The organism is Streptomyces sp. NPDC005402, assembly GCF_040606575.1.
Lineage (GTDB): Bacteria > Actinomycetota > Actinomycetes > Streptomycetales > Streptomycetaceae > Streptomyces.
Genome location: NZ_JBEXFB010000038.1, coordinates 1 through 23487, shown reverse-complemented (window position 1 = coordinate 23487; position 23487 = coordinate 1). Strand labels below are relative to the sequence as shown.

At 70.5% G+C, this 23487-nt stretch carries 20 protein-coding genes and 1 pseudogene; 4 read left to right on the top strand and 17 right to left on the bottom strand.

The features are described 5' to 3' along the window. Positions 1–187 precede the first annotated feature (187 nt). From pta to pyk, 3 genes are all read left to right on the top strand, one after another. Positions 188–2281 (top strand): phosphate acetyltransferase, encoded by a 2094-nt coding sequence (gene pta / locus ABZT02_RS42105; protein ID WP_356027851.1) that lies wholly within the window; start codon positions 188–190, stop codon positions 2279–2281. Beyond that, complete coding sequence (locus tag ABZT02_RS42100) at positions 2278–3537, top strand: acetate kinase (RefSeq protein WP_356027849.1); 1260 nt, start codon at positions 2278–2280, stop codon at positions 3535–3537. Before pta ends, ABZT02_RS42100 begins: the two co-directional genes overlap by 4 nt. A gap of 90 nt (positions 3538–3627) precedes the next feature. Next, positions 3628–5055, top strand: coding sequence for a pyruvate kinase (gene pyk / locus ABZT02_RS42095; RefSeq protein ID WP_356027847.1), 1428 nt, complete (start codon positions 3628–3630; stop codon positions 5053–5055). A gap of 55 nt (positions 5056–5110) precedes the next feature. On the opposite strand, the gene ABZT02_RS42090 is transcribed toward pyk, so the two are convergent. From ABZT02_RS42090 to ABZT02_RS42060, 7 genes are all read right to left on the bottom strand, one after another. Beyond that, positions 5111–5668 (bottom strand): hypothetical protein, encoded by a 558-nt coding sequence (locus ABZT02_RS42090; protein WP_356027845.1) that lies wholly within the window; start codon positions 5666–5668, stop codon positions 5111–5113. Then, a complete protein-coding gene (locus ABZT02_RS42085; RefSeq protein ID WP_356027843.1) occupies positions 5665–10059 on the bottom strand; it encodes a polymorphic toxin-type HINT domain-containing protein in 4395 nt (1464 codons plus the stop codon). Before ABZT02_RS42085 ends, ABZT02_RS42090 begins: the two co-directional genes overlap by 4 nt. A gap of 35 nt (positions 10060–10094) precedes the next feature. After that, positions 10095–11018: a VCBS repeat-containing protein gene (locus ABZT02_RS42080; RefSeq protein WP_356027841.1), complete on the bottom strand. Its 924-nt coding sequence runs from the start codon at positions 11016–11018 to the stop codon at positions 10095–10097. A 278-nt stretch (positions 11019–11296) separates the two neighbouring features. Continuing rightward, complete coding sequence (locus ABZT02_RS42075) at positions 11297–12631, bottom strand: hypothetical protein (protein WP_356027839.1); 1335 nt, start codon at positions 12629–12631, stop codon at positions 11297–11299. Then, positions 12621–13184 carry a DUF6114 domain-containing protein gene (locus ABZT02_RS42070; protein WP_356027837.1) on the bottom strand — a complete coding sequence of 188 codons (564 nt, stop codon included), beginning with the start codon at positions 13182–13184 and terminating at the stop codon, positions 12621–12623. The genes ABZT02_RS42075 and ABZT02_RS42070 overlap by 11 nt, the downstream gene beginning before the upstream one ends. Positions 13185–13318: 134 nt before the next feature. Next, complete coding sequence (locus ABZT02_RS42065) at positions 13319–13972, bottom strand: DUF6230 family protein (protein WP_355751386.1); 654 nt, start codon at positions 13970–13972, stop codon at positions 13319–13321. Between the two features lie 628 nt (positions 13973–14600). Continuing rightward, on the bottom strand, positions 14601–15578 hold the full coding sequence (locus ABZT02_RS42060) for a tetratricopeptide repeat protein (RefSeq protein ID WP_356027835.1): 978 nt from the start codon (positions 15576–15578) through the stop codon (positions 14601–14603). Between the two features lie 232 nt (positions 15579–15810). Here ABZT02_RS42060 and ABZT02_RS42055 point away from each other — a divergent pair, with 232 nt between their 5' ends. Beyond that, on the top strand, positions 15811–16437 hold the full coding sequence (locus ABZT02_RS42055; protein ID WP_356027833.1) for a TetR/AcrR family transcriptional regulator: 627 nt from the start codon (positions 15811–15813) through the stop codon (positions 16435–16437). Between the two features lie 21 nt (positions 16438–16458). On the opposite strand, the gene ABZT02_RS42050 is transcribed toward ABZT02_RS42055, so the two are convergent. From ABZT02_RS42050 to ABZT02_RS42005, 10 genes and pseudogenes are all read right to left on the bottom strand, one after another. Beyond that, the gene (locus tag ABZT02_RS42050) at positions 16459–18159 is read right to left on the bottom strand and encodes a methylmalonyl-CoA mutase family protein (RefSeq protein ID WP_356027831.1); all 1701 of its coding nucleotides are present in this window, start codon (positions 18157–18159) and stop codon (positions 16459–16461) included. An 81-nt stretch (positions 18160–18240) separates the two neighbouring features. Further along, on the bottom strand, positions 18241–18579 hold the full coding sequence (locus ABZT02_RS42045; protein WP_123991700.1) for a DUF3817 domain-containing protein: 339 nt from the start codon (positions 18577–18579) through the stop codon (positions 18241–18243). Between the two features lie 43 nt (positions 18580–18622). Further along, the gene (locus tag ABZT02_RS42040; RefSeq protein ID WP_007384766.1) at positions 18623–19132 is read right to left on the bottom strand and encodes a MarR family transcriptional regulator; all 510 of its coding nucleotides are present in this window, start codon (positions 19130–19132) and stop codon (positions 18623–18625) included. Positions 19133–19434: 302 nt separating this feature from the next. Further along, positions 19435–20343: an SMP-30/gluconolactonase/LRE family protein gene (locus ABZT02_RS42035; RefSeq protein WP_356027828.1), complete on the bottom strand. Its 909-nt coding sequence runs from the start codon at positions 20341–20343 to the stop codon at positions 19435–19437. 32 nt (positions 20344–20375) lie between these two features. Beyond that, positions 20376–21026, bottom strand: a complete 651-nt coding sequence (locus tag ABZT02_RS42030; protein ID WP_356027826.1) for a TetR/AcrR family transcriptional regulator — start codon at positions 21024–21026, stop codon at positions 20376–20378. Then, positions 21023–21718 (bottom strand): DUF4166 domain-containing protein, encoded by a 696-nt coding sequence (locus ABZT02_RS42025; RefSeq protein WP_356027824.1) that lies wholly within the window; start codon positions 21716–21718, stop codon positions 21023–21025. The genes ABZT02_RS42030 and ABZT02_RS42025 overlap by 4 nt, the downstream gene beginning before the upstream one ends. After that, positions 21715–22467 carry a hypothetical protein gene (locus ABZT02_RS42020; protein WP_356027822.1) on the bottom strand — a complete coding sequence of 251 codons (753 nt, stop codon included), beginning with the start codon at positions 22465–22467 and terminating at the stop codon, positions 21715–21717. Before ABZT02_RS42020 ends, ABZT02_RS42025 begins: the two co-directional genes overlap by 4 nt. Before the next feature lie 148 nt (positions 22468–22615). Then, a complete protein-coding gene (locus ABZT02_RS42015; RefSeq protein ID WP_053847384.1) occupies positions 22616–22909 on the bottom strand; it encodes an MTH1187 family thiamine-binding protein in 294 nt (97 codons plus the stop codon). Continuing rightward, on the bottom strand, positions 22906–23262 hold the full coding sequence (locus ABZT02_RS42010) for a DUF3817 domain-containing protein (protein ID WP_356027819.1): 357 nt from the start codon (positions 23260–23262) through the stop codon (positions 22906–22908). Before ABZT02_RS42010 ends, ABZT02_RS42015 begins: the two co-directional genes overlap by 4 nt. Positions 23263–23393: 131 nt before the next feature. Further along, positions 23394–23487, bottom strand: a pseudogene (locus ABZT02_RS42005) (DedA family protein); the annotation flags it as partial.

Sequence of the window (23487 nt, the reverse complement as noted above, 5' to 3'; positions counted from 1 at the left end):
ATACCGGTGAGCCTGTCCCGATTCTTTCACGTCCCGCAGAGCCCCGTCGCATCCGGTGCTGACGGGCGCCTTATCCATCGACCGGGGTACTGTCAAGAGGGTTTCCGCTCACCTCGGTGGGCGATTTTCATGACGGCGATTTCTCGTAGGCGATGGAACTTCGTAGGCGATGGAACGGAGATCACGCGTGACCCGCAGCGTGTACGTGACCGGGATCGACCGCGGCGACGGCCGCCAGGTCGTCGAACTGGGGGTCATGGAGCTGCTGACCCGCCAGGTCGACCGGGTGGGGGTGTTCCGGCCGCTGGTGCACCACAGTCCCGACCGGCTCTTCGAGCTGCTGCGCGCTCGCTACCGGCTCTCCCAGGACCCGGCCACCGTGTACGGCCTCGACTATCACGAGGCCTCCGCGCTGCAGGCCGAGCGCGGCACGGACGAGCTGGTCTCCACCCTCGTCGACCGCTTCCACCTGGTGGCCCGTGACTTCGACGTCGTCCTGGTCCTCGGCACCGACTTCGCCGACACCCAGCTCCCCGACGAGCTCGCGCTCAACGCCCGGCTCGCCAACGAGTTCGGCGCCTCCGTGATCCCGGTCGTGGGCGGCCGCAAGCAGCCCGGCGAGTCGGTGCTCGCGGAGACCCGCAACGCCTACCGGGCCTACGACAGCCTGGGCTGCGACGTCCTCGCCATGGTCACCAACCGGGTGGCGCGGGAGGACCGGGACGAGATCGCCGAGCGGCTCCGGGGCCGGATGCCGGTGCCCTGTTACGTCGTGCCGGACGAGCCCGCCCTCGCCGCGCCCACCGTCGCCCAGATCGGGCAGGCCCTCGGTGCCCGGGTGATCCTCGGCGACGACTCCGGGCTCGCCCGGGACGCGCTGGACTTCGTCTTCGGCGGCGCGATGCTGCCGAACTTCCTGAGCGCCCTGACCCCGGGCTGCCTGGTGGTCACCCCGGGCGACCGCGCGGACCTGGTCGTCGGCTCGCTCGCCGCGCACAGTGCCGGAACCCCGCCGATAGCCGGTGTGCTGCTCACCCTGGACGAGGTGCCGAGCGACGACGTCCTCACCCTCGCCGCCCGCCTGGCCCCCGGCACCCCGGTGCTCTCGGTGGCGGGCACCAGCTTCCCCACCGCCGCCGAACTCTTCGCCCTGGAAGGCAAGTTGAACGCGGCCACGCCGCGCAAGGCGGAGACCGCGCTCGGCCTGTTCGAGCGGTACGCCGACACCGCCGAGCTCGCCCGCCGGGTCTCCGCGCCGAGCAGCGACCGCCTCACGCCGATGATGTTCGAGCACCAGCTCCTGGAAACGGCCCGCTCCGACAAGCGCAGGGTCGTGCTGCCCGAGGGCACCGAGCCGCGCGTGCTGCACGCGGCCGAGGTCCTGCTGCGCCGGGGCGTCTGCGACCTCACGCTGCTCGGCCCGGTCGACCAGATCCGCAAGAAGGCCGCCGACCTCGGCATCGACCTCGGCGACTGCCTGCTGATCGACCCCGCGACCTCCGAACTGCGGGACGCCTTCGCCGAGAAGTACGCGGCCCTGCGGGCCCACCGGGGCGTCACGGTCGAGCTGGCCCACGACGTCGTCTCCGACGTGAACTACTTCGGCACCCTGATGGTCCAGGAGGGTCTCGCCGACGGCATGGTGTCCGGCTCGGTGCACTCCACGGCGGCGACGATCCGCCCGGCCTTCGAGATCATCAAGACCAAGCCGGACGCCGACATCGTCTCGTCGGTCTTCTTCATGTGCCTCGCCGACAAGGTGCTGGTGTACGGCGACTGTGCCGTGAACCCCGACCCCGACGCCGTGCAGCTGGCCGACATCGCCATCCAGTCGGCCGCGACCGCCGAGCAGTTCGGCGTGGAGCCGCGGATCGCGATGCTGTCGTACTCCACCGGTACGTCGGGCTCGGGCGCCGACGTCGACAAGGTGCGCGAGGCCACCGAGCTGGTACGGCAGCGGCGGCCCGACCTCAAGATCGAGGGGCCGATCCAGTACGACGCGGCCGTCGAGCCGACCGTCGCCGAGACCAAGCTGCCGGGGTCCGAAGTCGCGGGCCAGGCCAGCGTGTTGATCTTCCCCGACCTCAACACGGGCAACAACACCTACAAGGCCGTGCAGCGTTCGGCCGGCGCGATCGCCGTCGGGCCGGTGCTCCAGGGGCTGCGCAAGCCCGTCAACGACCTGTCCCGGGGCGCACTGGTCTCGGACATCGTCAACACCGTCGCCATCACGGCGATCCAGGCCCAGAACCCGACCGATCAGAAGGCGTCCGCCCAGTGAGTTCCCACCCGTCGCCCACCACCGCCCTACCTGACGAGCTGCGCTCGGCCCCCGCTTCTCGCGTCCTCGTCCTCAACTCCGGCTCCTCGTCGGTGAAGTACCAGTTGCTCGACATGCGGGACAGCAGCAGGCCGGCCATGGGGCTCGTCGAACGCATCGGGGAACAGTCCTCGCGGCTCAGGCACACCCCCGAGGGGGGCGCGTCCCGTGAGTGGACCGGCCCGATCGCCGACCACGACGCCGCGCTGAAGGCCGTGGCCGAAGAACTGGCGAAGGACGGGCTCGGCCTGGACTCCCCCGAGCTGGCCGCGATCGGCCACCGCGTGGTGCACGGCGGCAAGACCTTCACCGAGCCGACGGTGATCGACGAGGCCGTGCTCGCCGAGATCGAGCGGCTGATCCCGGTCGCCCCGCTGCACAACCCCGCCAACCTCACCGGCATCCGCACCGCGCGGGCGCTGCGCCCGGACCTGCCCCAGGTCGCCGTCTTCGACACCGCCTTCCACACCACGATGCCGGAGTCGGCCGCACGCTACGCGATCGACGTGGAGACCGCCGACGCGCACCGCGTCCGGCGCTACGGCTTCCACGGCACCTCACACGCGTACGTCTCCCGGGCGACCGCGAAGCTGCTGGGCAGGGCGCCGGAGGACGTCAACGTCATCGTGCTGCACCTGGGCAACGGCGCGAGCGCCTCCGCGGTCCGGGCGGGCCGGTGCGTGGACACCTCCATGGGGCTGACGCCTTTGGAGGGTCTCGTGATGGGTACGCGCTCGGGAGACATGGACCCTGCCGTCATCTTCCATTTGATGCGCGTTGGCGGAATGTCCATGGACGAGATCGACACTCTTCTCAACAAGAAGAGCGGGTTGATCGGGTTGTGCGGGGACAACGACATGCGGGAGATCCGCCGCCGGGTCGACGAGGGTGACGAACAGGCGAAGCTCGCATTCGACATCTACATTCACCGGTTGAAGAAGTACATCGGCGCCTATTACGCGGTGCTGGGCCGCGTGGACGCGATCGCGTTCACGGCCGGCGTCGGGGAGAACGCGGCAGCTGTGCGCGAGGCCGCCGTGGCGGGCCTGGAGCCCCTGGGCCTGGCGGTGGACGACGCGCTGAACGCCGTACGGAGCGACGAGCCGCGACTGATCTCGCCGGCGGACGCCCGGGTGGCGGTGGCCGTGGTGCCGACGGACGAGGAATTGGAAATCGCGACACAGACCTACGCACTGGTCGGCGAAGAAAGCAACTGAGCAGTAACCGCAACTGAGCGCGGCCGCGCCCATTTGTATCTTCCACCAGACGGAATATTCCGTTGCGAAACAAACCGATAGGATCGCCCCATGCGCCGTTCGAAAATCGTTTGTACTCTCGGCCCCGCGGTCGACTCCCACGAGCAGCTGGTCTCCCTGATCGAAGCCGGCATGAACGTGGCCCGTTTCAACTTCAGCCACGGCTCGCACGCCGAGCACCAGGGGCGGTACGACCGCGTCCGTGCCGCCGCCAAGGAGACCGGCCGACCCATCGGTGTCCTCGCCGACCTCCAGGGCCCCAAGATCCGCCTCGAGACCTTCGCCGAGGGTCCGGTCGAGCTGGAGCGCGGTGACGAGTTCGTCATCACCGCCGAGGACGTCCCGGGTGACAAGACCATCTGCGGAACGACCTACAAGGGCCTGCCCGGTGACGTCTCCCGCGGCGACCAGATCCTCATCAACGACGGCAACGTCGAGCTGAAGGTCCTGGACGTCGAGGGCCCGCGGGTCAGGACGATCGTCATCGAGGGCGGTGTCGTCTCCGACCACAAGGGCATCAACCTGCCCGGCGCGGCGGTGAACGTCCCGGCGCTGTCCGAGAAGGACGTCGAGGACCTCCGCTTCGCGCTGCGCATGGGCTGCGACATGGTCGCGCTGTCCTTCGTGCGGGACGCCAAGGACGTCGACGACGTCCACAAGGTGATGGACGAGGAGGGCCGCCGGGTCCCCGTCATCGCCAAGGTGGAGAAGCCGCAGGCGGTGGACAACATGGAGGGCGTCGTGATGGCGTTCGACGCCGTCATGGTGGCCCGCGGTGACCTGGCCGTCGAGTACCCGCTCGAGAAGGTCCCGATGGTGCAGAAGCGCCTCATCGAGCTGTGCCGCCGCAACGCCAAGCCGGTGATCGTGGCGACCCAGATGATGGAGTCGATGATCACCAACTCCCGCCCCACCCGCGCCGAGGCCTCCGACGTGGCCAACGCGATCCTGGACGGCGCGGACGCGGTCATGCTGTCGGCGGAGTCGAGCGTGGGCGCGTACCCGATCGAGACCGTGAAGACGATGTCGAAGATCGTCGTCGCGGCCGAGCAGGAGCTGATGTCGAAGGGCCTGCAGCCGCTGGTCCCCGGCAAGAAGCCCCGCACCCAGGGTGGTTCGGTCGCCCGCGCGGCCTGCGAGATCGCCGACTTCCTCGGCGGCCGCGGCCTGGTGGCCTTCACCCAGTCCGGCGACACCGCGCGCCGCCTGTCGCGCTACCGCGCGCAGCAGCCGATCATCGCCTTCACCACCGACGAGAACACCCGCAACCAGCTCACCCTCAGCTGGGGCGTGGAGTCGCACGTGGTGCCGTTCGTCAACACCACGGACGAGATGGTCGACATGGTCGACCAGGAGATCGCCAAGATCAACCGCTTCAACCCGGGCGAGATCGTCATCATCACCGCCGGCTCGCCCCCCGGCGTGGCCGGCACCACCAACATGCTCCGCGTGCACCACATCGGCGGCGCCGCGCAGTAGTTCGCTGTACGACACCGAGGGCGCCCCCTGTGGCAGGGGGCGCCCTCGGTGCGTGTCACGGCAGTTCGCGGGCCACGCGCTCCCACTCCCGGGCTTCGTCCCACCGGGGGTGGTCGGTGAGGAGCGCGGTCAGGGGCCGTACCGGAGCCAGCAAGCGCCGGATCATCCGGAGCGCCATGACCTGTTCCCGGTCCAGCTCGCGCCAGCGCGGTGCGGAACGGGCGGCTTCCCTCACAGACATGGGCATGGCGGTCAACGCGCGCTCCAGGACGGCCGCCGGGTCAAGCAGGGCGACCTGCTCACGCGGCCCGACATGCAGGAGCAGCCAGGACCTCAGGTGCAGATCCCGCAGCAGCCACTCGCCCCGTTGGGGTCCGGTCGCCCGCTCGGCACCCGCCAGCAGCGCGGCCCAGGACTGGCCCACCGCGCGCCAGTGCTCGTCGGTCAGTCCGGCCGGTCCGGCCGGATCGTCCTGGAGCCGGGCGGCGAACTGCTGGGCCGCGGCCATCCACTCGCTCACCGCCCCGTCGGCCGGTACCGCGCCCGGTTCCGACCAGCGGCGCACGTGCCCGTCGAGGTCGAGCCGGTCGAGCCCCTCGAAGGCCCCGGTCACCCGAACATCACCCCCGCCGCCTCGAACATCTCCTTGCCGAGCTGTTCCGCTCCACCGCCCGCGGCCCAGAACGGGTCTCCGGACCTGAAGAAGTGACCGCTGTGGGCATTGATCTCCAGTCCGAAGTACTGGCCTCCGCCGCCCGCGACCTGGGCCTCACCTGCGGCCCGCACGGCGCCACCGCCGCTCAGCACCGGGTGGGACAGCTCCTGCCCCTGCACCATCTTCGGCATGATCACCAGCTGTCCGTCCTCCAGTACGGCCCACTTGATCACCTCGCCATCCATGTCGATGTACTTGTCCCAGTTCGCCGAACCCGGCTTGGCCGGGCGGATCCCCATGCGTTCGGCGAGGGCGAGCTCCCGTTCGAGGGTGGCCGCCATGTTGTTGGGCCAGATCCGACAGGAATTGTGCACCAGCACCTTCGACGCGCCGACGAAGTAGGTGTGGTCGCCCTCGACCTCGAAGTTGAACACCTGGGCCGGACCGCGGTCCTCGTGCACCGACTCGACCCGGGCGTCCTTGCCGTCCAGGGTGCGCAGGCGGTCACCGGGACGCAGCGCCTCGGCGCCCGTCCAGCCCTTGCCCGACACCCAGAAGGGGTGCTCGGTGGTGGCCCGCAGGGTCTCCGTACCGATGTCGACGGAGACCAGGGCGTCGGCGGTGCGCTGCATGACCCCGGCGACCGTGCGCAACCGGCGCTCACCCGTCTGCGGGTCCTCGGCCCAGACCCGGTCGCCGGCCCGGATCTCCTCGATCGGCCGGGTGCCGTGTTCGGTGGCTACCCTGGTGCCGGCCGGGAAGCACATGGAGTTCAGGGCCTGCCGGCCGAGATTCTCCAGCCGGGCCGCGGCGGACGCGGACATTCCCGAGCCGCGCAGACCCCAGATGGCACGGCCGAGACCGGCCCCGCCCCGCATGGCCGTGCGGACCGCGAACGCCGCCTCCGCCGCCTTCACCAGCAGGCCGGGGATGACGATGCTGCCGACCAGCCACGCGCAGCTGCTGATCCTCCCCTTGGCGCAGCCGACGATGTCGGCGACGGCGCCGGTGGCGATCGCCTTGAGGACGGACTCGGTGAGCTTGAGCCCGTCGACGTGGACGTCCTCCTCCTTGAACTTGACGTCCAGGGGAGAGCTCGTGAGGTAGTCGCGCTGGATCGACGAACCGCAGTGGGCGCGGTCCACACCGGGCAGCGGGCAGGACTCGATGTAGAAGTCCATCTCGCCGTAGATGTGGAATTCCAGGTCGATCTCGCAGCCGATATCGCCACCGGAGTGGCTGCCCACGCAGTCGCTCAGCGGGTTGATGTCGACCTTGGAGTCGCCGCTGGGCTTCATCACGACGCCCTCGACGCCGGTGCCGCCACCGTCGGCGGTGCGCTCCTGTTCCTTGCGGTCCTCGAAGTCGACCTGCTGGGTGCGGATGGCGGCCTCGGCGGCCTCCACGGCGAGGTTGCGGGCGTTGGCCGCAGCCGCTTCGGCGACGGTCGCGTCCTGCTCCGCCTTGTCCGCGACGGACCGCGCGGTGGAGGCGTCGGCCTCGGCCGCGTCGGCCGCGCTGCGGGCGCTCGCCGCGTCCCGCTCGGCGTCGTCGGCGGAGGCGTCCGCGTCGGTGGCGTAGCCGTCGGCCGCGGTGGCCGCGGTCTGCGCGGCGGCGGCGTCGGCGACGGCCTGTTTGTCGTACTCGACGGTGTTGGCCTCGGACCGCTGAGCCGCCTTCGCCGAGGCTGCCGCCGCGTCCGACGACGCCTGTGCCGCCGCGGCCGACGTGCTGGCCTGAGCGGCCCACTCGGCCGCGTTCGCCGCCGCCTCGGCCGCGGCCTTCGCGTCGGCGTTCGCCTGGGCCGCGAGCGCCTTGGCCGCGGCGGCCGCCTTCTTGGCCTGCGCCGCCTTGGCGTTGGCGACGGCGACCTGCTGCTGGGCGGCGGTCTTCGCGGCCTGCCCGGTCAGCACCGCGAGACCTGCCGAGGAGTCGGTCTCCGCGTACGGGGAGCCCAACTCGATGGCGTCGTTGGCGGGTTTGACGACCTGCGCGGCCGAATCCCGGGCAGCCGCGGCGGCCTGGGCCGTGGAGTAGGCGTGTCCGGCGGTGCGGATCGCGTCGGCGCCCGCGAGGCCGGCTTCGGAGCGGGCGACCAACGCGTCGCCGCGCGCCTTGGCGGCGGCCTTCTGCGCGGTCTCGGCCTCGGCCTTGGCGGCGATCGCGTTCCACTTGGCGGCCCGGGACGCGGCGATCGCGTCGGCGGCTGCCGCGTGGGCCTTGGTCACCGCGGCCCCGGTGATGGCGACATCGCGCTGGGCGCCGTCCGCGGCGGCCTGGGCGCGCTTGGCCGCCCCCTGGGCCCTGGTGGCCGCCTCACGGGCGTTGGTGGCCGCAGCGGTGGCCTCGTTCGCCGCCTGGCGGGCCTGGGTGGCCGCGGCGGTGGCGTCGTCGGCGGCCGCGCGGGCCTTGGTGGCGGCCTGCCGCGCCTCGATGGCGTCGGCGGTGCCGTCCACGGCGGCCAGCAGCGCCTCCGCGGCCTCGGCCTTGGCGACCAGGGCGTCGCGGCGGTCCTCGGCGGCCAGGGCGCCGTTGCGGGCGTACTTCGCCCGGTTCTCGGCGGCGAGGGCCGCGTCCTTCTTGTCGGCGGCCGTACCGCCCGCGGCCTGCGCGTCGGACAGCTTGTCGGCGGCGATCTGACGCTGGGACTGGGCGCGGCCCTCGGCGTCGTGCGCCTTCTGCCGCTCGGCGGCGGCGAGGTCCGCCTGCGACTTGGCGTAGTCCCGCTCGGACTCGGCCTTCTGCCGCTTGGCCCGGGCGTCGGCCGCCGCGTTCTTCGCGGTCTGCTCGGCCGCCTTCGCCTTGTTCTCGGCGGCCTTGGCCTCGGAGGCGTGCTTGGCCGCCTCCTCGGCCTGCGCGGCGGCGCCCTCGGCGGCGGCCCTGGCCTGTGCCTCGGCCTCCTGCGCCGCGATGCGCCGGAACTCCGCCTTCGCGGCGTGCGCCTGGGTGTTGGCGAGCGAGTCGAGCGTCTTGCTGTCGGCGGCGGAGGCGCGGGTCGCGTTGAACGCGGTCTCCACGGCCTTCGCCGCGGCCTGGGCCGCCGCCGCGGACGCCTTGGTCACCTGCGCGGCCTGCTGACCGTGCAGCAGACCCCGGCCGCGCGGCAGACCGGCCGCGTCGGCGATGCCGTATGCCTGCGTCTGCGCCTGGGTGACCGCGTCGGCCTGGGTCTTCGCGGACAGGGCGGCGCGGGAGGCGACGTAGAGGCGTCCGCCGGCCCGGCCCTGTGCGTCCGTGATCCACTTCTTGACCTTGGTGAACTCGGCCGTGGTCGGGTAGTCGTTCGGGTGGTCGGCGGCCTTCTGGCCCGTCCAGTAGGCCTGCCAGTCGGTGAGCCGGTTCGCGATCAGCGACTGCCCGAGCGCCTCACCGAGTGCCTGCGAGGCCGTCGACAGGTCGGCGTTGGCCTGCTTCTCGGCCCGGATGATGGCGTCCCGCTGGGTCTTCTGCCCGTCGATCTCCGCCTGCCACTCGGTGTGGGCCGTGGCGATCTCGGCGTCGAGCACCTGGTGCGGGTCCTGGGGGTCGGTGTACGCGCAGGACGCGAAGCGGGCCTTGAGGTTCTCCACGTCGATCCGGAACTCCATCGAGTCCGGGTCGGGCGCGGTGGTCGGGAAACCGCCGTACTGGAGGAAGAGCCGGGCGTCGTCGGCGTACATGTCGTGCATGAACTGCAGCGACTCCCACGCCTGCCGGTCCTTGTAGTCCTCGTAGGCGTCCGGGGAGTAGCGGGCCTTGTAGACCGCGGTGGCGGCGTCGACGGACGCCTTGTTCGCCACGGGGTGCGGGTCGGCGTAGAAGTCGTCCTCGACCTTCCAGAACTGGGCGGCGACCCAGCCGCCGAGACCGATCTTGTCGAACGGGTCGTCCTTGTCCTCCACCCACGTGAACCCGGTGTAGGTGTAGGACGGGGGCGGGGTCTGGACGGCGAGGGACGCCTGCCACACGCTGGGGCGGGCGGCCAGCTCGTCCATCTTGGCGTCGGCGGCGTCCTTGTCCTTGTCGTACGCCGTGTGGAGCGCGGTGTCCTTCCAGTACGACGGGTCGGCGGCCGTGTGCAGTTGGTCCTCGGTGCCGATGAGGCCGGCCCGCGCGGTCTCCTTCATCGCGGGACCGCCCTTGCGCAGGACCCCGCTGAGGAGGCACTGCTCCTGGCGGACGCGCTCGGCGGCCTTCGCGTCGAAGGCGGTGGGGACGGGGTCGGCGGTGCTCGCGGTCCGCTCGGACTGCCCGCCGGGGTCGGGGAGTTGACCGCCCGTCACCGCGATCGCGCCGGCGACGGCCATCGCGGTCAGGGGCAGGAAACGGGATCTCGGGAAGAGCCCCCGTCTGCGTGCGTTCGTACGCATGGGAAACCTGTCTGTGAGTACGGCGGGACGGGGGCTCAGAACAGCAGGTTGTACTGCGTCCAGCCGCTGGTGCCGATCTGCGTGCGGGCGCTGAAGGGGGCGCTCGCGGTGCCGGTGCCCTTGTAGAGCCACAGGGCGCCCGCCGCGTCGACGGCCATCAGGTCCGCCTTGCCGTCGCCGGTGTTGTCGCCGGTCGACACGACCGCGGTGTAGTCCTTCCAGCCGGTCGTGGCCGCGGTGACGGTGGTGCCGAGGACCGCGTCGGCGGTGGTCTTTCCGGTGCCGGGGTAGATCAGCAGGCTGCCGGCGCTGTTGCGGGTGATGAGGTCGGCGATGCCGTCACCGGTGTAGTCACCGCGCCCGGCGATGACGCTCATGGCGTTCCAGCCGGTGGAGTCCTTCATCCGGACCCGGGCGGCGAGGGTGCCGTCGGCCTTGCCCTGGTAGAGCCACAGCTGGCCGTCTGTGCCCCGGGCGACCAGGTCGGGCTGGGCGCTGCCGCCCATGTTCCCGACGGAGACGAGGAGGTTGTACTGGTCCCAGCCGGTGCCCAGCACCTTGGTGTCGTTGCCGCGTTCGGCGGTGTAGTAGAGGGTGCCGCCGATCCGGAAGTACAGGTCGTTGCCGCGGCCGCTGTCGGAGATGTTCGCCTGCGCGAGCGCCGTGGCCACGGAGTAGCCGGTGCCGAGGTCCGCGCGGGCCTTCCAGCCGCCGGTGCCCTTGGCCTCGTAGTCCCAGAGGCGGCCGTCCTTGCCGCGGGCGAGGAGCGGGAGGAGGCCGGTGCCGTCGGCTGCGGCCTGCTGGAGGAGAGGGGCGCCGTCGGTGGCGGCCGCCTCCCCGGGACGCTGATCGGGTGGCTCGTGGTGCGCTGTCGTGAGCGCGACCACGGTGGTCACGGCGCCCGCGAGAGCGAGAGCGGCCGCCCGGCGCAGCGGACGGCTGAGGAAGATGCGTATCAAGGCGAGAGGTTCCCGTCGGTGGGGTCGGCGGGGACCCGCACGCGCACACCAAGACGCCGTGAACACAGGTCAGGTGTTCCCCGGTGCCGCCCCCGCGCCGCGTCTGGTCATGTCCACGGCAAGAGCAACCCTATGGGAACTATGTGGATTGTGTGAAGGGATTTTCCAGAGGGGCCCGCTCCCGCGGCTCCGGCTTCCCGCGACTGTGCCCCGCCGGATCGGGCCCGGCGGGGCACAGTCTTCTTGCGGCTCCCGGAAGGGTTCATGGGGGGCGACGCTCAGCCGTCGCTGTACTGGCGCATCCCGGGCACGGTCAACGTCCCGCCGTACTGGGCGGCCTGCTGGACCGTCACATTGGTGAAGTAGATGATCGGGATGTTCAGCGGCGGCGGGTTGTCCGGGCTGAACGTGATCGGGATCAGCCCCAGCAGGTTGCCGGAGATGCTCTCGGTGTACATGATCGTCTTGCCACCGGTGATCGTGGACTTCGTGCCCTTGCCCGCCTGCACGTGGTACGTCGTGCCCTGCTCGGTGACGGTCTGGTGGAGGTCATCGATATCGGTGCCGCCGGAGACGACGTACTTCAGCACCTTCTTGGTCTTGCCGCCGGCGGTCCTGACCTTGACGACCCCCTGGTAGTCGGCGTCCTTGAGCAGCAGCGCACTGGCCTTCAGGGTCCAGGCGTTGTCCGCCACCGTGATACCGGGCTCGGTGTCGCCCACCTCGTCGGTGGCGGCCGGGCAGTCCTCCGGGTCCGTGCTGGAGCTCGCCGAGGGGCTCGGGGAGGCCGTGGCGTCCGCCGCCGCCTCCTCGGCCGCCTTGGTGGCGTCCTGCACGGCCTTGGTGGTGTCCTCGGCCGCCTTGGCCGCCGTGCCGGTCGTGTCCTTCACGGTGTCCTTGACCGTGTCGGTGACCTTGTCGGTCGTCTCCTTGACCGTGTCGCCGGCACTGTCGTCCGCGCTCTTGGACGCCGAGGCCGAGGGGGTCGGCGTCGGGGAGGCACTGGACGAACCGCCGGAGCTGGAGCCGCCCGTGAAGATCCCGGTGATGGCGTCGCCGATGTCCGTCAGGAGGTTGCCGTCGTCGCTCGCGGAGGCGGACGGGGACGGCGTGGCGGCGTCGGAACCGGCGGAGTCGGAGGAGGAGCTGCTCTCCTGCTTGCTCGCGGAGGCGGAGGGGGACGGCGTCGGTGTGGCCTTGTCGTCGGAACCCGAATCCGATGAAGAGGAACCGCCCGAGCCCGACCCTGAACCGGAGTCCGACCCCGAGCCGGCGGAGGCCGAAGGGGACGGTGTCGCCGTGGTGTCGTCGGTGGAGGGTGACGAACTCGCCGAGGCGGACGGGGAAGCGCTGCCGTCCAGTGCCGCGACGCAGTCCTTGTACTCGTCCGCCGTCAGGCTCTTCGTGGTCGGCGCGTCATCGGCCTGCGCGAGCGTGGGCGTGAAGCCCATCCCCATGAGAACCGCCGTCGGCATCGCCGCCAGGGCTATCGCCTTGCCCGCGGGCACGTGGAACCTGGTGAACAGTGGCTTCCTGGGTGCCGCGTGGCGGGGTCCGGATCTCGCACGGGACGCGTCCACGTCAGCCCCGTGGGTCACCTCGTCAGCCGGCACTGTGCCTCCCGTTCGCCCCGTTGACCGGGCTCGTTCCTGACAGATCGTTCGGCTCGCCCACCGGGTTCACCGGCCGCAAAAGCGTGGTGTCGTAGTCCGTGGCCTCGGGCGCGCCGCCCTCACCGGTCGTGTCCTGCGTGGCCGGCTGCTCCGCGGGCGGTACGCCCGGTGCCCACGCCACGGCCATCGCCCCGCCGAACAACGCGAAGAGGAAGCCGACGATGAAGCCGCCGAAGTTGGAGACGGGGAGGGACACCAGCCCGAGCAGGATCGCCGCGACACCCGCGAAGGTGCGCACGTGCTTCTGGAACCAGAGGGTGATGCCCAGGACGACGAGCAGTACGCCGATGATCAGGGATCCCGCGCCCGCCGTGGTGGCCATGGCGATGGTCAGGCCACCGAGCTTGAGGTGCGCATACGGGAAGTACATGATCGGAAGTCCGCTGATCATGACGAACAGTCCCGCCCAGAACGGGCGGGTGCCCCGCCAGGCGCGGAACTGCTGCCTCCGGCGGTCGAACTGGCCGGGCGCGGCAGGACTCTCGGCGCTCATGGAAAACAGCTCCCTGGTGCGGCGTTGCTCTTGATGAGGGTGTATCGCGATGATGAAAGTGGGGGATGTGAAGGCGACGGGCGGGAGATGGCAGGCGGGGGACCGTAACGGCTCCCCCGCCCGTCACTGAGCGCCTAGTAGCACTCGATCCCGTCGCCGCTGCCCCAGCTCAGACCCATGTGGAGGTCGGAGAGCTTGAAGGTGCCGGCCGTGGTGGCCCACGCCGTCTGCTTCACATCGGTCAGCACGGCCTTGTCGGCCTGCTGGGCGAACCCGAACGGGTTGGACTGCTCCCCGTCCGCGGTCTTGGGCTTCGGGGTGTTCCCCTTGGTGGTCCCGGCGGGGACACCGATGTTGATGCCCGAGAACACGGCATCTTTCGCGTCGAGGTTGGCGACGTCGATGTAGATCTTGTCGGCCTCGACCGCCGTGCCCTTGTCACCCGCGGTCAGCTTCAGGGTGACCGACTTGTTCAGGAACGGAATCGGGGTGACCACGGACTGACACATGTTGGTGATCGTGGCGCGGTCGAACGCCGACACCGACACCGGGTGCGCCTGGTCCTTGCCGTCAAGACCCTTGCCCGAGTCTATGGCGCCGTACTGGTTCATGTCGTAGCCGACGAGCTGGCCGGCCCGGACCTTGAACTCCTGCCCCGACACACTGAACGACGCGGCAAGCGCGCCCTGCGCGAGGGCGACACCTATCACTGCCGTGGCGGCAACGCTGGGCACCATGACCACAGCGAACCGCTTCCATCTTGTCCCGCCACGCACCTGGGACTCCATATTTCCTCCTTCTCGGACGTACATCTCCTGGCCCTGACTGCCCTCTCGAAAGGACGGCTCAGCCGGGCAGGGATGGGAGAAGTGCTACGTCCTCGGGAAGGAGAGCGCCTGCCTTCGGAGGCGCGAACCGCGCACCGATCACCGGCGATCACCCCCGAGCGACACAACCACTGGTCGCGCCTGACACGCATCACGCACAACCTTGCTGGACAGGCTTCGCCGGATGAGCGAAGACCCCCCTGTCCAAGAGCCGGCGCACCTGCCGCCGGCTCTGCTCGGTGGGGACCCACGGAATCCCGCGGCCCGACCGGCTGTCGGGGTACGGGAAAGGACCGAGCGTCGCCGATCGTGGTGCATTCTCGCCGCCCGCACAAGGGGCTTCGTTACTCGGTAGTAACGGCCGGATAACCGAACAACGACCCGCTGGTCTCGGTCGGCGACGCTGGGTGGCAAACAGGGGGAGGACAAAGCAGTTGATGGATGGACAGAATCCGACAGATCAACGCCGCTGACTTACTGGAAGTAACAGCGGCCGCAATTGCCAAGTTTTGGCAAAGTGCGGCCGCAGTGACCCCCTGGTGGCCAATTTTTCACTCCGGCATCACATGGCGGAGTGTTTAGCAACTGGTCAGAACAGGGCGCGGGACAGGGCCCTGCGCGCCGCCGCCACCCGCGGGTCGTCGGCACCGACGACCTCGAAGAGCTCAAGGAGCCGCAGCCGTACGGCGTCCCGCTCCTCACCCGCCGTGCGCCGCACGGTGTCGATGAGCCGCCCGAACGCGTCCTCGACATGACCGCCGACCAGATCCAGGTCGGCGGCGGCGATCTGTGCCTGCGCGTCACCCGGCTTCTCAGCCGCGTCCTTGCGCGCCTGCTGCGGGTCGAGGCTCTGCACCCGCTGGAGCAACTCGGCCTGGGCGAGCCCCAGTTTGGCCTCGCTGTTGCCGGGGTCGTCACTCAGTACGTTCTTGTACGCCTGGACGGCACCGCCGAAGTCCCCGGCGTCCAGGGCGCGTACGGCGGCTTCGAGGAGTGCGTCGTACGGTCCCGCCGGCACGGCCGCGGGCTCCGGGGCGGCGCCGGGCCGGGCGTCCGGGTCGACCGTGAGGCCGGTGAGCCCGAAGCGCTGCTCGGCCACCTGCACCAGCTGGTCCAGGGTCTCCTGGATCTGCTCCTTGCCCGCCGCGCCCTGGAACAGCGGCAGGGCCTGGCCCGCCACCACCGCGAAGACGGCGGGGATCCCCTGGATGCCGAACTGCTGCATCAGCATCTGGTTGGCGTCGACGTCGATCTTGGCGAGGAGCAGGCGTCCGTTGTACTCGACGACGAGCTGCTCCAGCACCGGGCTCAGCTGCTTGCAGGGCTCGCACCACTCGGCCCAGAAGTCGATGACGACCGGGACCTCGGTGGACCGCTGCAGGACATCGCGCTCAAAACCCGCCTCGTCTACGTCGATGACGAGATCGGCCGGGGAGACGGCACCCGGGCCGCCGCCCTGCCGGGCGGCTTCGGCGCGCGCCTGCTCCGCCTTCGCCTTGGCCTCCTGGGCCGCCTTCACCGCGGCGAGGTCGACGACACCGCTCATGGACATGTTCCGTGGCTGCATGCGCCTATCCTCCCCCGTACACGCGCGTGTGTGAAAAGCGATGTGAAAGCCGGTCGTGCAGCGCGGTCCTGGCGCCGGGTCCCCACCCCACGCCGTGCGTGCCGTCACCCGCGTACGTCCACCGCGAGCTTTCGCTACGAGTCGTAGCGTAATGGCACTGAGTGCCCACTCGGTACCCCACCCCGGTGATCTCCCTCACTGCCACACAAGAACGGCCGGTTATGGTCGGAGGATGCAGAGCCGCAGCCCCACTCCCCGCGCCACCGGACGCCCGCGCAGCGCCACCGCGGACACCGCGATCCTCGCGGCGACGAGGGCGGCGCTGGTGGAACTGGGCTGGTCGAAGCTCACGCTGGGAGATGTGGCTACCCGTGCGGGGGTCGCGAAAACCACCCTCTACCGTCGCTGGGCCGGCAAGAACGAACTCGTCGTCGACGCGGTGGCCGAACTCTTCGACGAACTGGAACTCCCCGACTGCGGAACCCTCGCCGCGGACATCGAGGGCGTGGTCCTCCAGTTCGCGGCGATCCTGGCGCGTCCGGAGGCCCAGAACGGGCTGATGGCGGTGGTGGCGGAGTCGTGCCGCGACGACGCGCTGCGCGAGCGCATCCGGTCCTCGATCGTCGACCGCCAGAAACGGCTGGTCCTGGAGGGCCGGGAACGCGCGCAGGCCCGCGGCGAACTCCCGCCGGAGGCGGACCCCGTCGAGGCGGCCCGCACGGTCGACCTGATCTTCGACATGGTGGCGGGAGCGGTGGTCCACCGCACGCTGGTCAGCGCCGAACCGGCCGACGAGGCCTGGGTCCACGGCTTCACCCAGGTGCTGTTGACGGGCTTGACGGGGACGGCCGCGGAGTAGGGCCGCGGCCGATGCGTCGCCTCAGAACCCCGCCGGCTCCGTATACACCCCCCACTCCTCCCGCAGCACCCCGCAGATCTCCCCGAGCGTCGCCTCCGCCCGCACCGCCTCCAGCATCGGCCCGATCATGTTGGACCCGTCCCGCGCGGCAACAAGCATGCTCTGCAGGGCAGTTCGCACGGTGATCTCGTCCCGGGCCGCCTTACGGCCCCCCAACACCCGCACCTGCTCCCGCTCCACCTCATGGCTCACCCGCAGGATCTCCAGGTCGCCGGTGACCGACCCGTGGTGGACGTTCACCCCCACGACCCTCTTCTCGCCCTTCTCCAGAGCCTGTTGGTACCGGAAGGCCGCCTCCGCGATCTCACCCGTGAACCAGCCGTCCTCGATCCCGCGCAGGATCCCGGACGTGATCGGGCCGATCGGGTGCTGCCCGTCCGGATGCGCCCGGAGCCCCCGCTCCCTGATCTCCTCGAAGATCTTCTCCGCGTCCGCCTCGATCCGGTCCGTGAGTTGCTCCACGAACCACGAACCCCCCAGCGGATCGGCCACGTTGGCGACCCCGGTCTCCTCCATGAGCACCTGCTGAGTCCTGAGCGCGATCTCCGCGGCCTGCTCGCTCGGCAGCGCGAGGGTCTCGTCCAGGGCGTTGGTGTGCAGCGAGTTGGTGCCGCCCAGCACCGCCGCGAGCGCCTCGACGGCCGTCCGGACGACGTTGTTGTACGGCTGCTGCGCGGTCAGCGAGACCCCGGCGGTCTGGGTGTGGAACCGCAGCCACTGCGCCCTCTCGGACCGCGCCCCGTACACGTCCCGCATCCACCGCGCCCAGATCCTGCGCGCCGCGCGGAACTTGGCGATCTCCTCGAAGAAGTCGAGGTGCGCGTCGAAGAAGAAGGAGAGTCCGGGCGCGAACACGTCGACGTCAAGACCGCGCGACAACCCCAGCTCCACGTACCCGAACCCGTCCGCGAGGGTGTACGCCAGCTCCTGCGCGGCCGTCGAGCCGGCCTCACGGATGTGGTACCCGGAGACGGACAGCGGCTTGTAGGCGGGGACGCCGGCCGCGCAGTACTCCATCAGGTCGCCGATGAGGCGCAGGTGCGGCTCGGGCTGGAAGAGCCACTCCTTCTGGGCGATGTACTCCTTGAAGATGTCCGTCTGGAGCGTGCCGTTGAGGACGGAGGGGGCCACGCCCTGCCGCTCGGCCGCGACCAGGTACATGCAGAAGACGGGGACGGCCGGACCGCTGATCGTCATCGACGTGGTGACGTCACCCAGCGGAATGTCCCGGAACAGGACCTCCATGTCGGCCGCCGAGTCGATGGCGACCCCGCAGTGCCCTACCTCGCCGAGCGAACGGGGATCGTCGGAGTCCCGCCCCATCAGAGTCGGCATGTCGAAGGCGACCGACAGGCCGCCGCCCCCGTTGGCGAGGATCTTCTTGTACCGCTCGTTGGTCTGCTCGGCGTTCCCGAACCCGGCGAACTGCCGGATGGTCCAGGTCCGCCCCCGGTAGCCGGTCGGATACAGCCCGCGCGTGAAGGGGTACTCCCCCGGCCACCCGATCCGCTCGAAGCCCTCGTACGTGTCCCCCGGCCGCGGCCCGTACACCGGCTCCACGGGATCACCCGAGAGCGTGGTGAAGTCGGCCTCACGCCTGCGCGAGGCGTCGTACCGGGCCTGCCAGCGTCGGCGGCCCTCTTCGATGGCGTCAGCGTCCATACCATCGAAGTTACTGGGACGTCCAAGTAAACGCGAAGGACGACCGCCGTACGCGTGCCGTACGGCGGTGGGGGTTACGCGTTACGCCTTGACGGGCGCCGGAGTCCCGTCAGTGAGCTTGCCCTCCAGCTCGTGGCTGATCTTCCGCTCGACGAAGAAGGCCGCCGTGGGGATCGTCCCGGCGAGCAGGACCCACAGCTGCTTGGCGACCGGCCACTTCGCCTTGGAGCCCAGGTCGAAGGCGAAGACGAGGTAGACGACGTACAGCCAGCCGTGCGCGATGGCGACGACGCGGGTGAAGTCCGCGGCACCGTCGATGTCGAGGCCGTACTTGGCGATCATGCTCAGGCACAGCAGGACCAGCAGCACACCGGTGACGTAGGCCAGGACGCGGTAGCGGGTCAGCACGCTCTTTTTCATGCCTACGAGCGTAACCACGCGTTCCGGGAGATCTTGCCCCGGGTCAGTCCTCGTCGAAGTCCCGCGCGGCGATCCTCAGCGGCCGCAGCATCGCGAAGATCTCCGCGCACTCCTCGGCGTCGTACACACCGAGCCCGAAGTCCATCGCCATGAGGTCCCGGGTGGCCGCCTCGACGACCTCGCGGCCCTTGTCGGTGATGGAGGCGAGGGTGCCGCGGCCGTCGTTGGGGTTGGGACGTTTGTCGACCAGACCGGACCTGACCAGGCGGTCCACGGTGTTGGTGACGGACGTCGGATGCACCATGAGCCGCTCGCCGATCTTCGACATCGTCAGCTCGCCGGCCTTGGAGAAGTTCAGCAGCACCAGCGCCTCGTACCGCGCGAACGTCAGCCCGTACGGCTTGACCACCGCGTCGACCTCACCGAGCAGGATCTGGTGCGCACGCATGATCGAGGTGATCGCGGCCATGGACGGCACGTTTCCCCAGCGCTGCTTCCAGAGTTCGTCGGCGCGGGCGATGGGGTCGAAGGGAAGACTGAGCGGCTTCGGCACGGCACCGACCTTACCGGCCGGTCACATCGTGGTCAGCACTGTCTCGCCCTTCAGACGGGGGCCTCCGGCGGTTGAGCGGTTGTCTGTGCGGGTTCGGTGGGGGCGGGCGTTTTTTGCGCAGTTCCCCGCGCCCCTGGATGCCTGCGGCGGGCCCGGGGCCCCTTCCCGCCGTACGCGTCTTGCGGCCCGTCCTGGCGCACGGTGGCTGCGACCCCCCAGGGGCGCGGGGAACTGCGCGACCAGCCCCCACCGAACCCGCGCCCGCCTCGCAACCTGACCCGGCACCCCCGTAGGCGCCCCGCTCAAGCCCCGCGCACGCGGCCCGCCCCCGTCACCGACATCACCAGCGAATACAGAGAACTCGTGGCCGCGATGAACAGCCGGTTCCCCTTCGGCCCGCCGAAGGTCACGTTCGCCACCGGTTCGGGAACCCGGATGCGGCCGCTCAGCGTGCCGTCGGGGTCGTAGCAGTGGATGCCGTCGGCCAGGGCGGCAGCCCACAGTCGGCCCTCGTCGTCGAAGCGGATGTTGTCGAAGTGGACGCCCTCGCGGGCCTCGGCGAAGACCGTGCCGCCCGAGAGCGTGCCGTCGGCGTGGACGTCGTACCGGTGGATCCGGGCCGCCCGCGAGTCGGAGACGTACAGCCGCTGCTCGTCGGGGGACAGGATGACCCCGTTTGGCCCGTCCAGCCCCTCCGCGGCGAGCGACACCTCGCCCGTGGCCGGATCGATCCGGTACACATGGCACGCCCCGATCTCCGACTCGGCCCGGTGCCCCTCGTAGTCGCTGAGGATGCCGAAGTCGGGGTCGGAGAACCAGATCGTGCCGTCGGAGCGTACGACGGAGTCGTTCGGGCTGTTCAGGCGTTTGCCCTGGTAGCGCTCGGCCAGCACGGTCACCGTGCCGTCGGGCTCGGTGCGGGTGACGCGGCGGTTGCCCTGTTCGCAGCTGACGAGGCGGCCCCGGGGGTCGACGGTGTTGCCGTTGCTGTTGCCGGCCGGGGTGCGGAAGACACCGACCGTGCCGGTGGCCTCGTCCCAGCGCAGGATGCGGTCGTTCGGGATGTCGCTCCAGATCAGCTGGCGCCAGGCGGGCAGGTACAGAGGTCCCTCGGCCCAGCGGCAGCCGTCGTAGAGGGTCTCCAGCCTGCTGTCGCCGTTGGTGCAGGGCCGGAAACGGTCGTCCAGGATCTCGTAGAGGCTGTCGGACATGGGATCCTCTCAGGTCGAGGGGCCGGGCGGGGTCAGCGACGGCCGGTCTTCTTCAGATGGTGGCGCACCGCGCGCTGGGCGACCGGGCCCAGGTCCTCCAGCGCGGCGACGAGCACGCCGAGCTGCTCCAGGGCGTCCAGGGCCGAGCCGGCGCCGGCCGCGTCGACCCCTTCGTACAGCTCGATGCCCACGAAGGAGGCGGCGACCGCCCGGGCCAGGCCCGCGGGGTCGGCGAACTCGCCGAAGGGCGTGGCCGCGAGCACTCTGGTGAGGACCTTCTCGATCTCGGCGATCCACAGCTCCAGGCCCGCCGCGGTGGCCGGGCCGAGGGTGGCGTGGGTCTGGGCGCCGGCCAGCAGCTGGCCGAGGAGGGCCACATGTCCGCCGGCCCGCTCCTCCTCGTGGACCTTCCGTCCCACCGCGAGGAGTTCGGACAGCGAGGTCACGGCGGCCAGCCGCTCCCGGTAGCGGGCCACCGCGCGCTCCGCCCCGTAGCGGCAGGCCGCGGCGAGGAGTTCGTCGACCGTGCCGAAGTGGTAGAAGACCAGGGCCTGGTTGACCCCGGCGGCCGCCGCGACCGTACGGGCGGAGGTCTTGGCGATGCCCTGTTCGGTGAGGGTGCGCAGGGCGCCCTCCAAGAGTTTGGCCTTCGTCTCCAGGGACTTGGCGGACTCCGGGCTCACGCGCGCGCCTCCTCGCGCACCGGGCGCAGACCGGGGCGCACTCCGCAGGCCGTGATGTCGCTGTACGTCGCCTCGAAGGAACCCTCGTAGCCGAAGAGCGGGCCGAAGTACCGGTTGACGACCCGGACCCTGACCCGGAAACGGCCGGCTCTGTCGTCGTACGACTCCCGCACCTCCGCCGTCGCGCCGATCAGCTCGGGCACCCGGACGTCCACCACGCCCTCCCGGAACCGGTGCTCCCCGGAGCGGATCAGCAGCGAGCCGTCGGACTCGGCGCGGAAGTGGAGCTCGCTGGCCAGGTGCTGGTGGGTGCCGAGGTAGTCGAGGATGCGGTCGCCCTTGGGGCTGAGCACCATCTGGGCGTCGAAGCGGCGGGGGCGGCCGGGCAGGTGGAAGGTGCGCACGAAAGTCACCGTCTCACGGCCGTGGGTGTCCACGTAGGGCACGTTCTCGATCACGAACGGCACGTTCCGCCCCGGTCTCGGCACCAGGATGTTGCGGGTCGTACCGAGGGCCAGGAAGGGCTTCACGAAGGCCCCGCCGTGCCAGATGCGGTCCATCACACCCCGGCCGGTGCAGGCCTCGCCGGTCGTCAGGCCTACCGAGAAGCGGCGCTGGAGCTGCGGGTGCAGACGGTCGAAGTCGGCGCCCATCACCGTGCGGAACATCGAGGTGCGGAACATCGAGGTCATCGCGGGGTCTCCAGGGTGTGAAGGACGCGCGGGGCACGCACGCGCATGGGCGGCCGGCGCAGACAGCGGCGGGCGGCCGGGGTACCGGGCAGGGGCGACTTGAACAGGGCCAGGGAGATGGCGAGGGCCAGGAGGAGCGGCGAGACGTAGGCCATCGACGCGGCCAGCGGGCCGAAGAGATGCAGGAAGCGCTCCAGACCGAGGCCGGTGACGGCGACGAGCACCACGAGGGCGCGGACGAGGATCTCGGCGAGCCAGTTCCACCGGGCCCGCTCCGGGGTGATCCCCCGCTCCAGCCACAGCCGCAGCCGGTCGAAGGACCAGGCCGTCGCCCAGCCGATCAGGGGGCGGAAGAGCAGGCGGTCGGCCAGGGCGCCGACGCGGCCCCAGCGAGGGCGGTAGTCGTAGCCGGTGAGGAAGATGACGCCGTCGCCGTCGGGGAGGTAGCGCCAGTAGCCGCTGCCCTCCGCCAGGAGCGAGAGCGGGTGCGGGGAGGAGAAGCGCAGGGCGGAGGTGCGGGTGCCGTCGGGGCGTTCCCGCTCTCCCGCGGAGACGCCGGTGCCGGCGACGGTGAGACCGGGCAGCACGCGCGTGGCGTAGCGGAAGCGCTGCGGCTCGCCCTCCGCGCGCGGGAGGTAGGTGATCCGGGTGAAGCGGAGGTCCCAGCGCTGATGCTGGGACGGTTCCTGTGTCCGGGCCCAGAGATCGTCGAGATCGGCACGGATGCGTGCCTCTATGTAGAGCCCCATTGATTCCCCCAGGTGAGCCCACTGTTTGAGCGACTGCTCAAACCATCTGAGCAGGAAGATACAGGATTTTGAGCGATCGCTCAATCAGGAGGCACGAGGAAACCCCGGCCCGCGCGGGCCGGGGTTCGTCAGTAGCGGCGAGGGTCGATCAGCCGGCGAGGTGCCGCTCCACCGTCTCCACCTTGGAGGTCAGACCATCCGTCACTCCGGGCCGGATGTCCGCCTTGAGCACCAGCGACACTCGCGGCGCCCGCGCCTCCACGGCGGCCACGGCGCGCTTGACGACGTCCATCACCTCGTCCCACTCGCCCTCGATCGAGGTGAACATGGCGTCGGTGCGGTTGGGCAGCCCCGACTCACGGACGATCCGCACCGCGTCGGCGACGTACTCCCCCACGTCCTCGCCGACCCCGAGCGGGGTCACGGAGAAGGCGACGATCATGCGTTCACGATCCCTTCCTGCGCCTTGCGGGCACGGGAGGCGATAACGGCGTCCTCGGCCTCGCGACGCAAGGCACGCTCGACGATGAAGGCGCCGCCCGGGATGACCGAGTACGCGAAGTACAGGGCCGCCTTGCCCTTGGCCCACTTGGTGCGATTCCACGCGTCCGCCCAGAAGATCACGTAGAAGATGAACAGCACACCGTGGATCGGGCCGAGGACGGGGGCGACGTCGAAGCCGGAGGCGACCGTGTACTTGATGATGGTGCAGGTCAGCAGGATGATCCAGGAGATCCCCTCCGGCACGGAGACCAGGCGGAGGCGTCGGATGGCGGAGGCTGTCTTGAGGTCCACGGGTCACCTTCGGTGGGAGGTACGGCGTCGGTCGGCGGTTTGTGAACGAACGCACAAGCGTGCGTCCATTGTGACAAACGGTTCGGGAGCCTCGCGCCGAGGGGTCGGGGGGAACTGCGGGCCGGTGGGGTCACGGGCACCAACGCCCCCAGGAACACCAGCAGGAACAGCGTCGGATACCCGATCGCCTGCCCGGCGGCACCGGGTGTCGCCCCCGTGGTGGCG

What these genes read in the sequence shown, in the direction of transcription:
- pyk (WP_356027847.1), top strand. Translation starts at nt 3,628, where the DNA reads ATGCGCCGTTCGAAAATCGTTTGTACTCTCGGCCCCGCGGTCGACTCC.
- ABZT02_RS42020 (WP_356027822.1), bottom strand. Translation starts at nt 22,467, where the DNA reads ATGGGGCTCTACATAGAGGCACGCATCCGTGCCGATCTCGACGATCTC.
- ABZT02_RS42070 (WP_356027837.1), bottom strand. Translation starts at nt 13,184, where the DNA reads ATGAGCGCCGAGAGTCCTGCCGCGCCCGGCCAGTTCGACCGCCGGAGG.
- ABZT02_RS42035 (WP_356027828.1), bottom strand. Translation starts at nt 20,343, where the DNA reads ATGTCCGACAGCCTCTACGAGATCCTGGACGACCGTTTCCGGCCCTGC.
- ABZT02_RS42085 (WP_356027843.1), bottom strand. Translation starts at nt 10,059, where the DNA reads ATGCGTACGAACGCACGCAGACGGGGGCTCTTCCCGAGATCCCGTTTC.
- ABZT02_RS42055 (WP_356027833.1), top strand. Translation starts at nt 15,811, where the DNA reads ATGCAGAGCCGCAGCCCCACTCCCCGCGCCACCGGACGCCCGCGCAGC.
- ABZT02_RS42065 (WP_355751386.1), bottom strand. Translation starts at nt 13,972, where the DNA reads ATGGAGTCCCAGGTGCGTGGCGGGACAAGATGGAAGCGGTTCGCTGTG.
- ABZT02_RS42045 (WP_123991700.1), bottom strand. Translation starts at nt 18,579, where the DNA reads ATGAAAAAGAGCGTGCTGACCCGCTACCGCGTCCTGGCCTACGTCACC.
- ABZT02_RS42050 (WP_356027831.1), bottom strand. Translation starts at nt 18,159, where the DNA reads ATGGACGCTGACGCCATCGAAGAGGGCCGCCGACGCTGGCAGGCCCGG.
- ABZT02_RS42060 (WP_356027835.1), bottom strand. Translation starts at nt 15,578, where the DNA reads ATGCAGCCACGGAACATGTCCATGAGCGGTGTCGTCGACCTCGCCGCG.
- ABZT02_RS42025 (WP_356027824.1), bottom strand. Translation starts at nt 21,718, where the DNA reads ATGACCTCGATGTTCCGCACCTCGATGTTCCGCACGGTGATGGGCGCC.
- ABZT02_RS42015 (WP_053847384.1), bottom strand. Translation starts at nt 22,909, where the DNA reads ATGATCGTCGCCTTCTCCGTGACCCCGCTCGGGGTCGGCGAGGACGTG.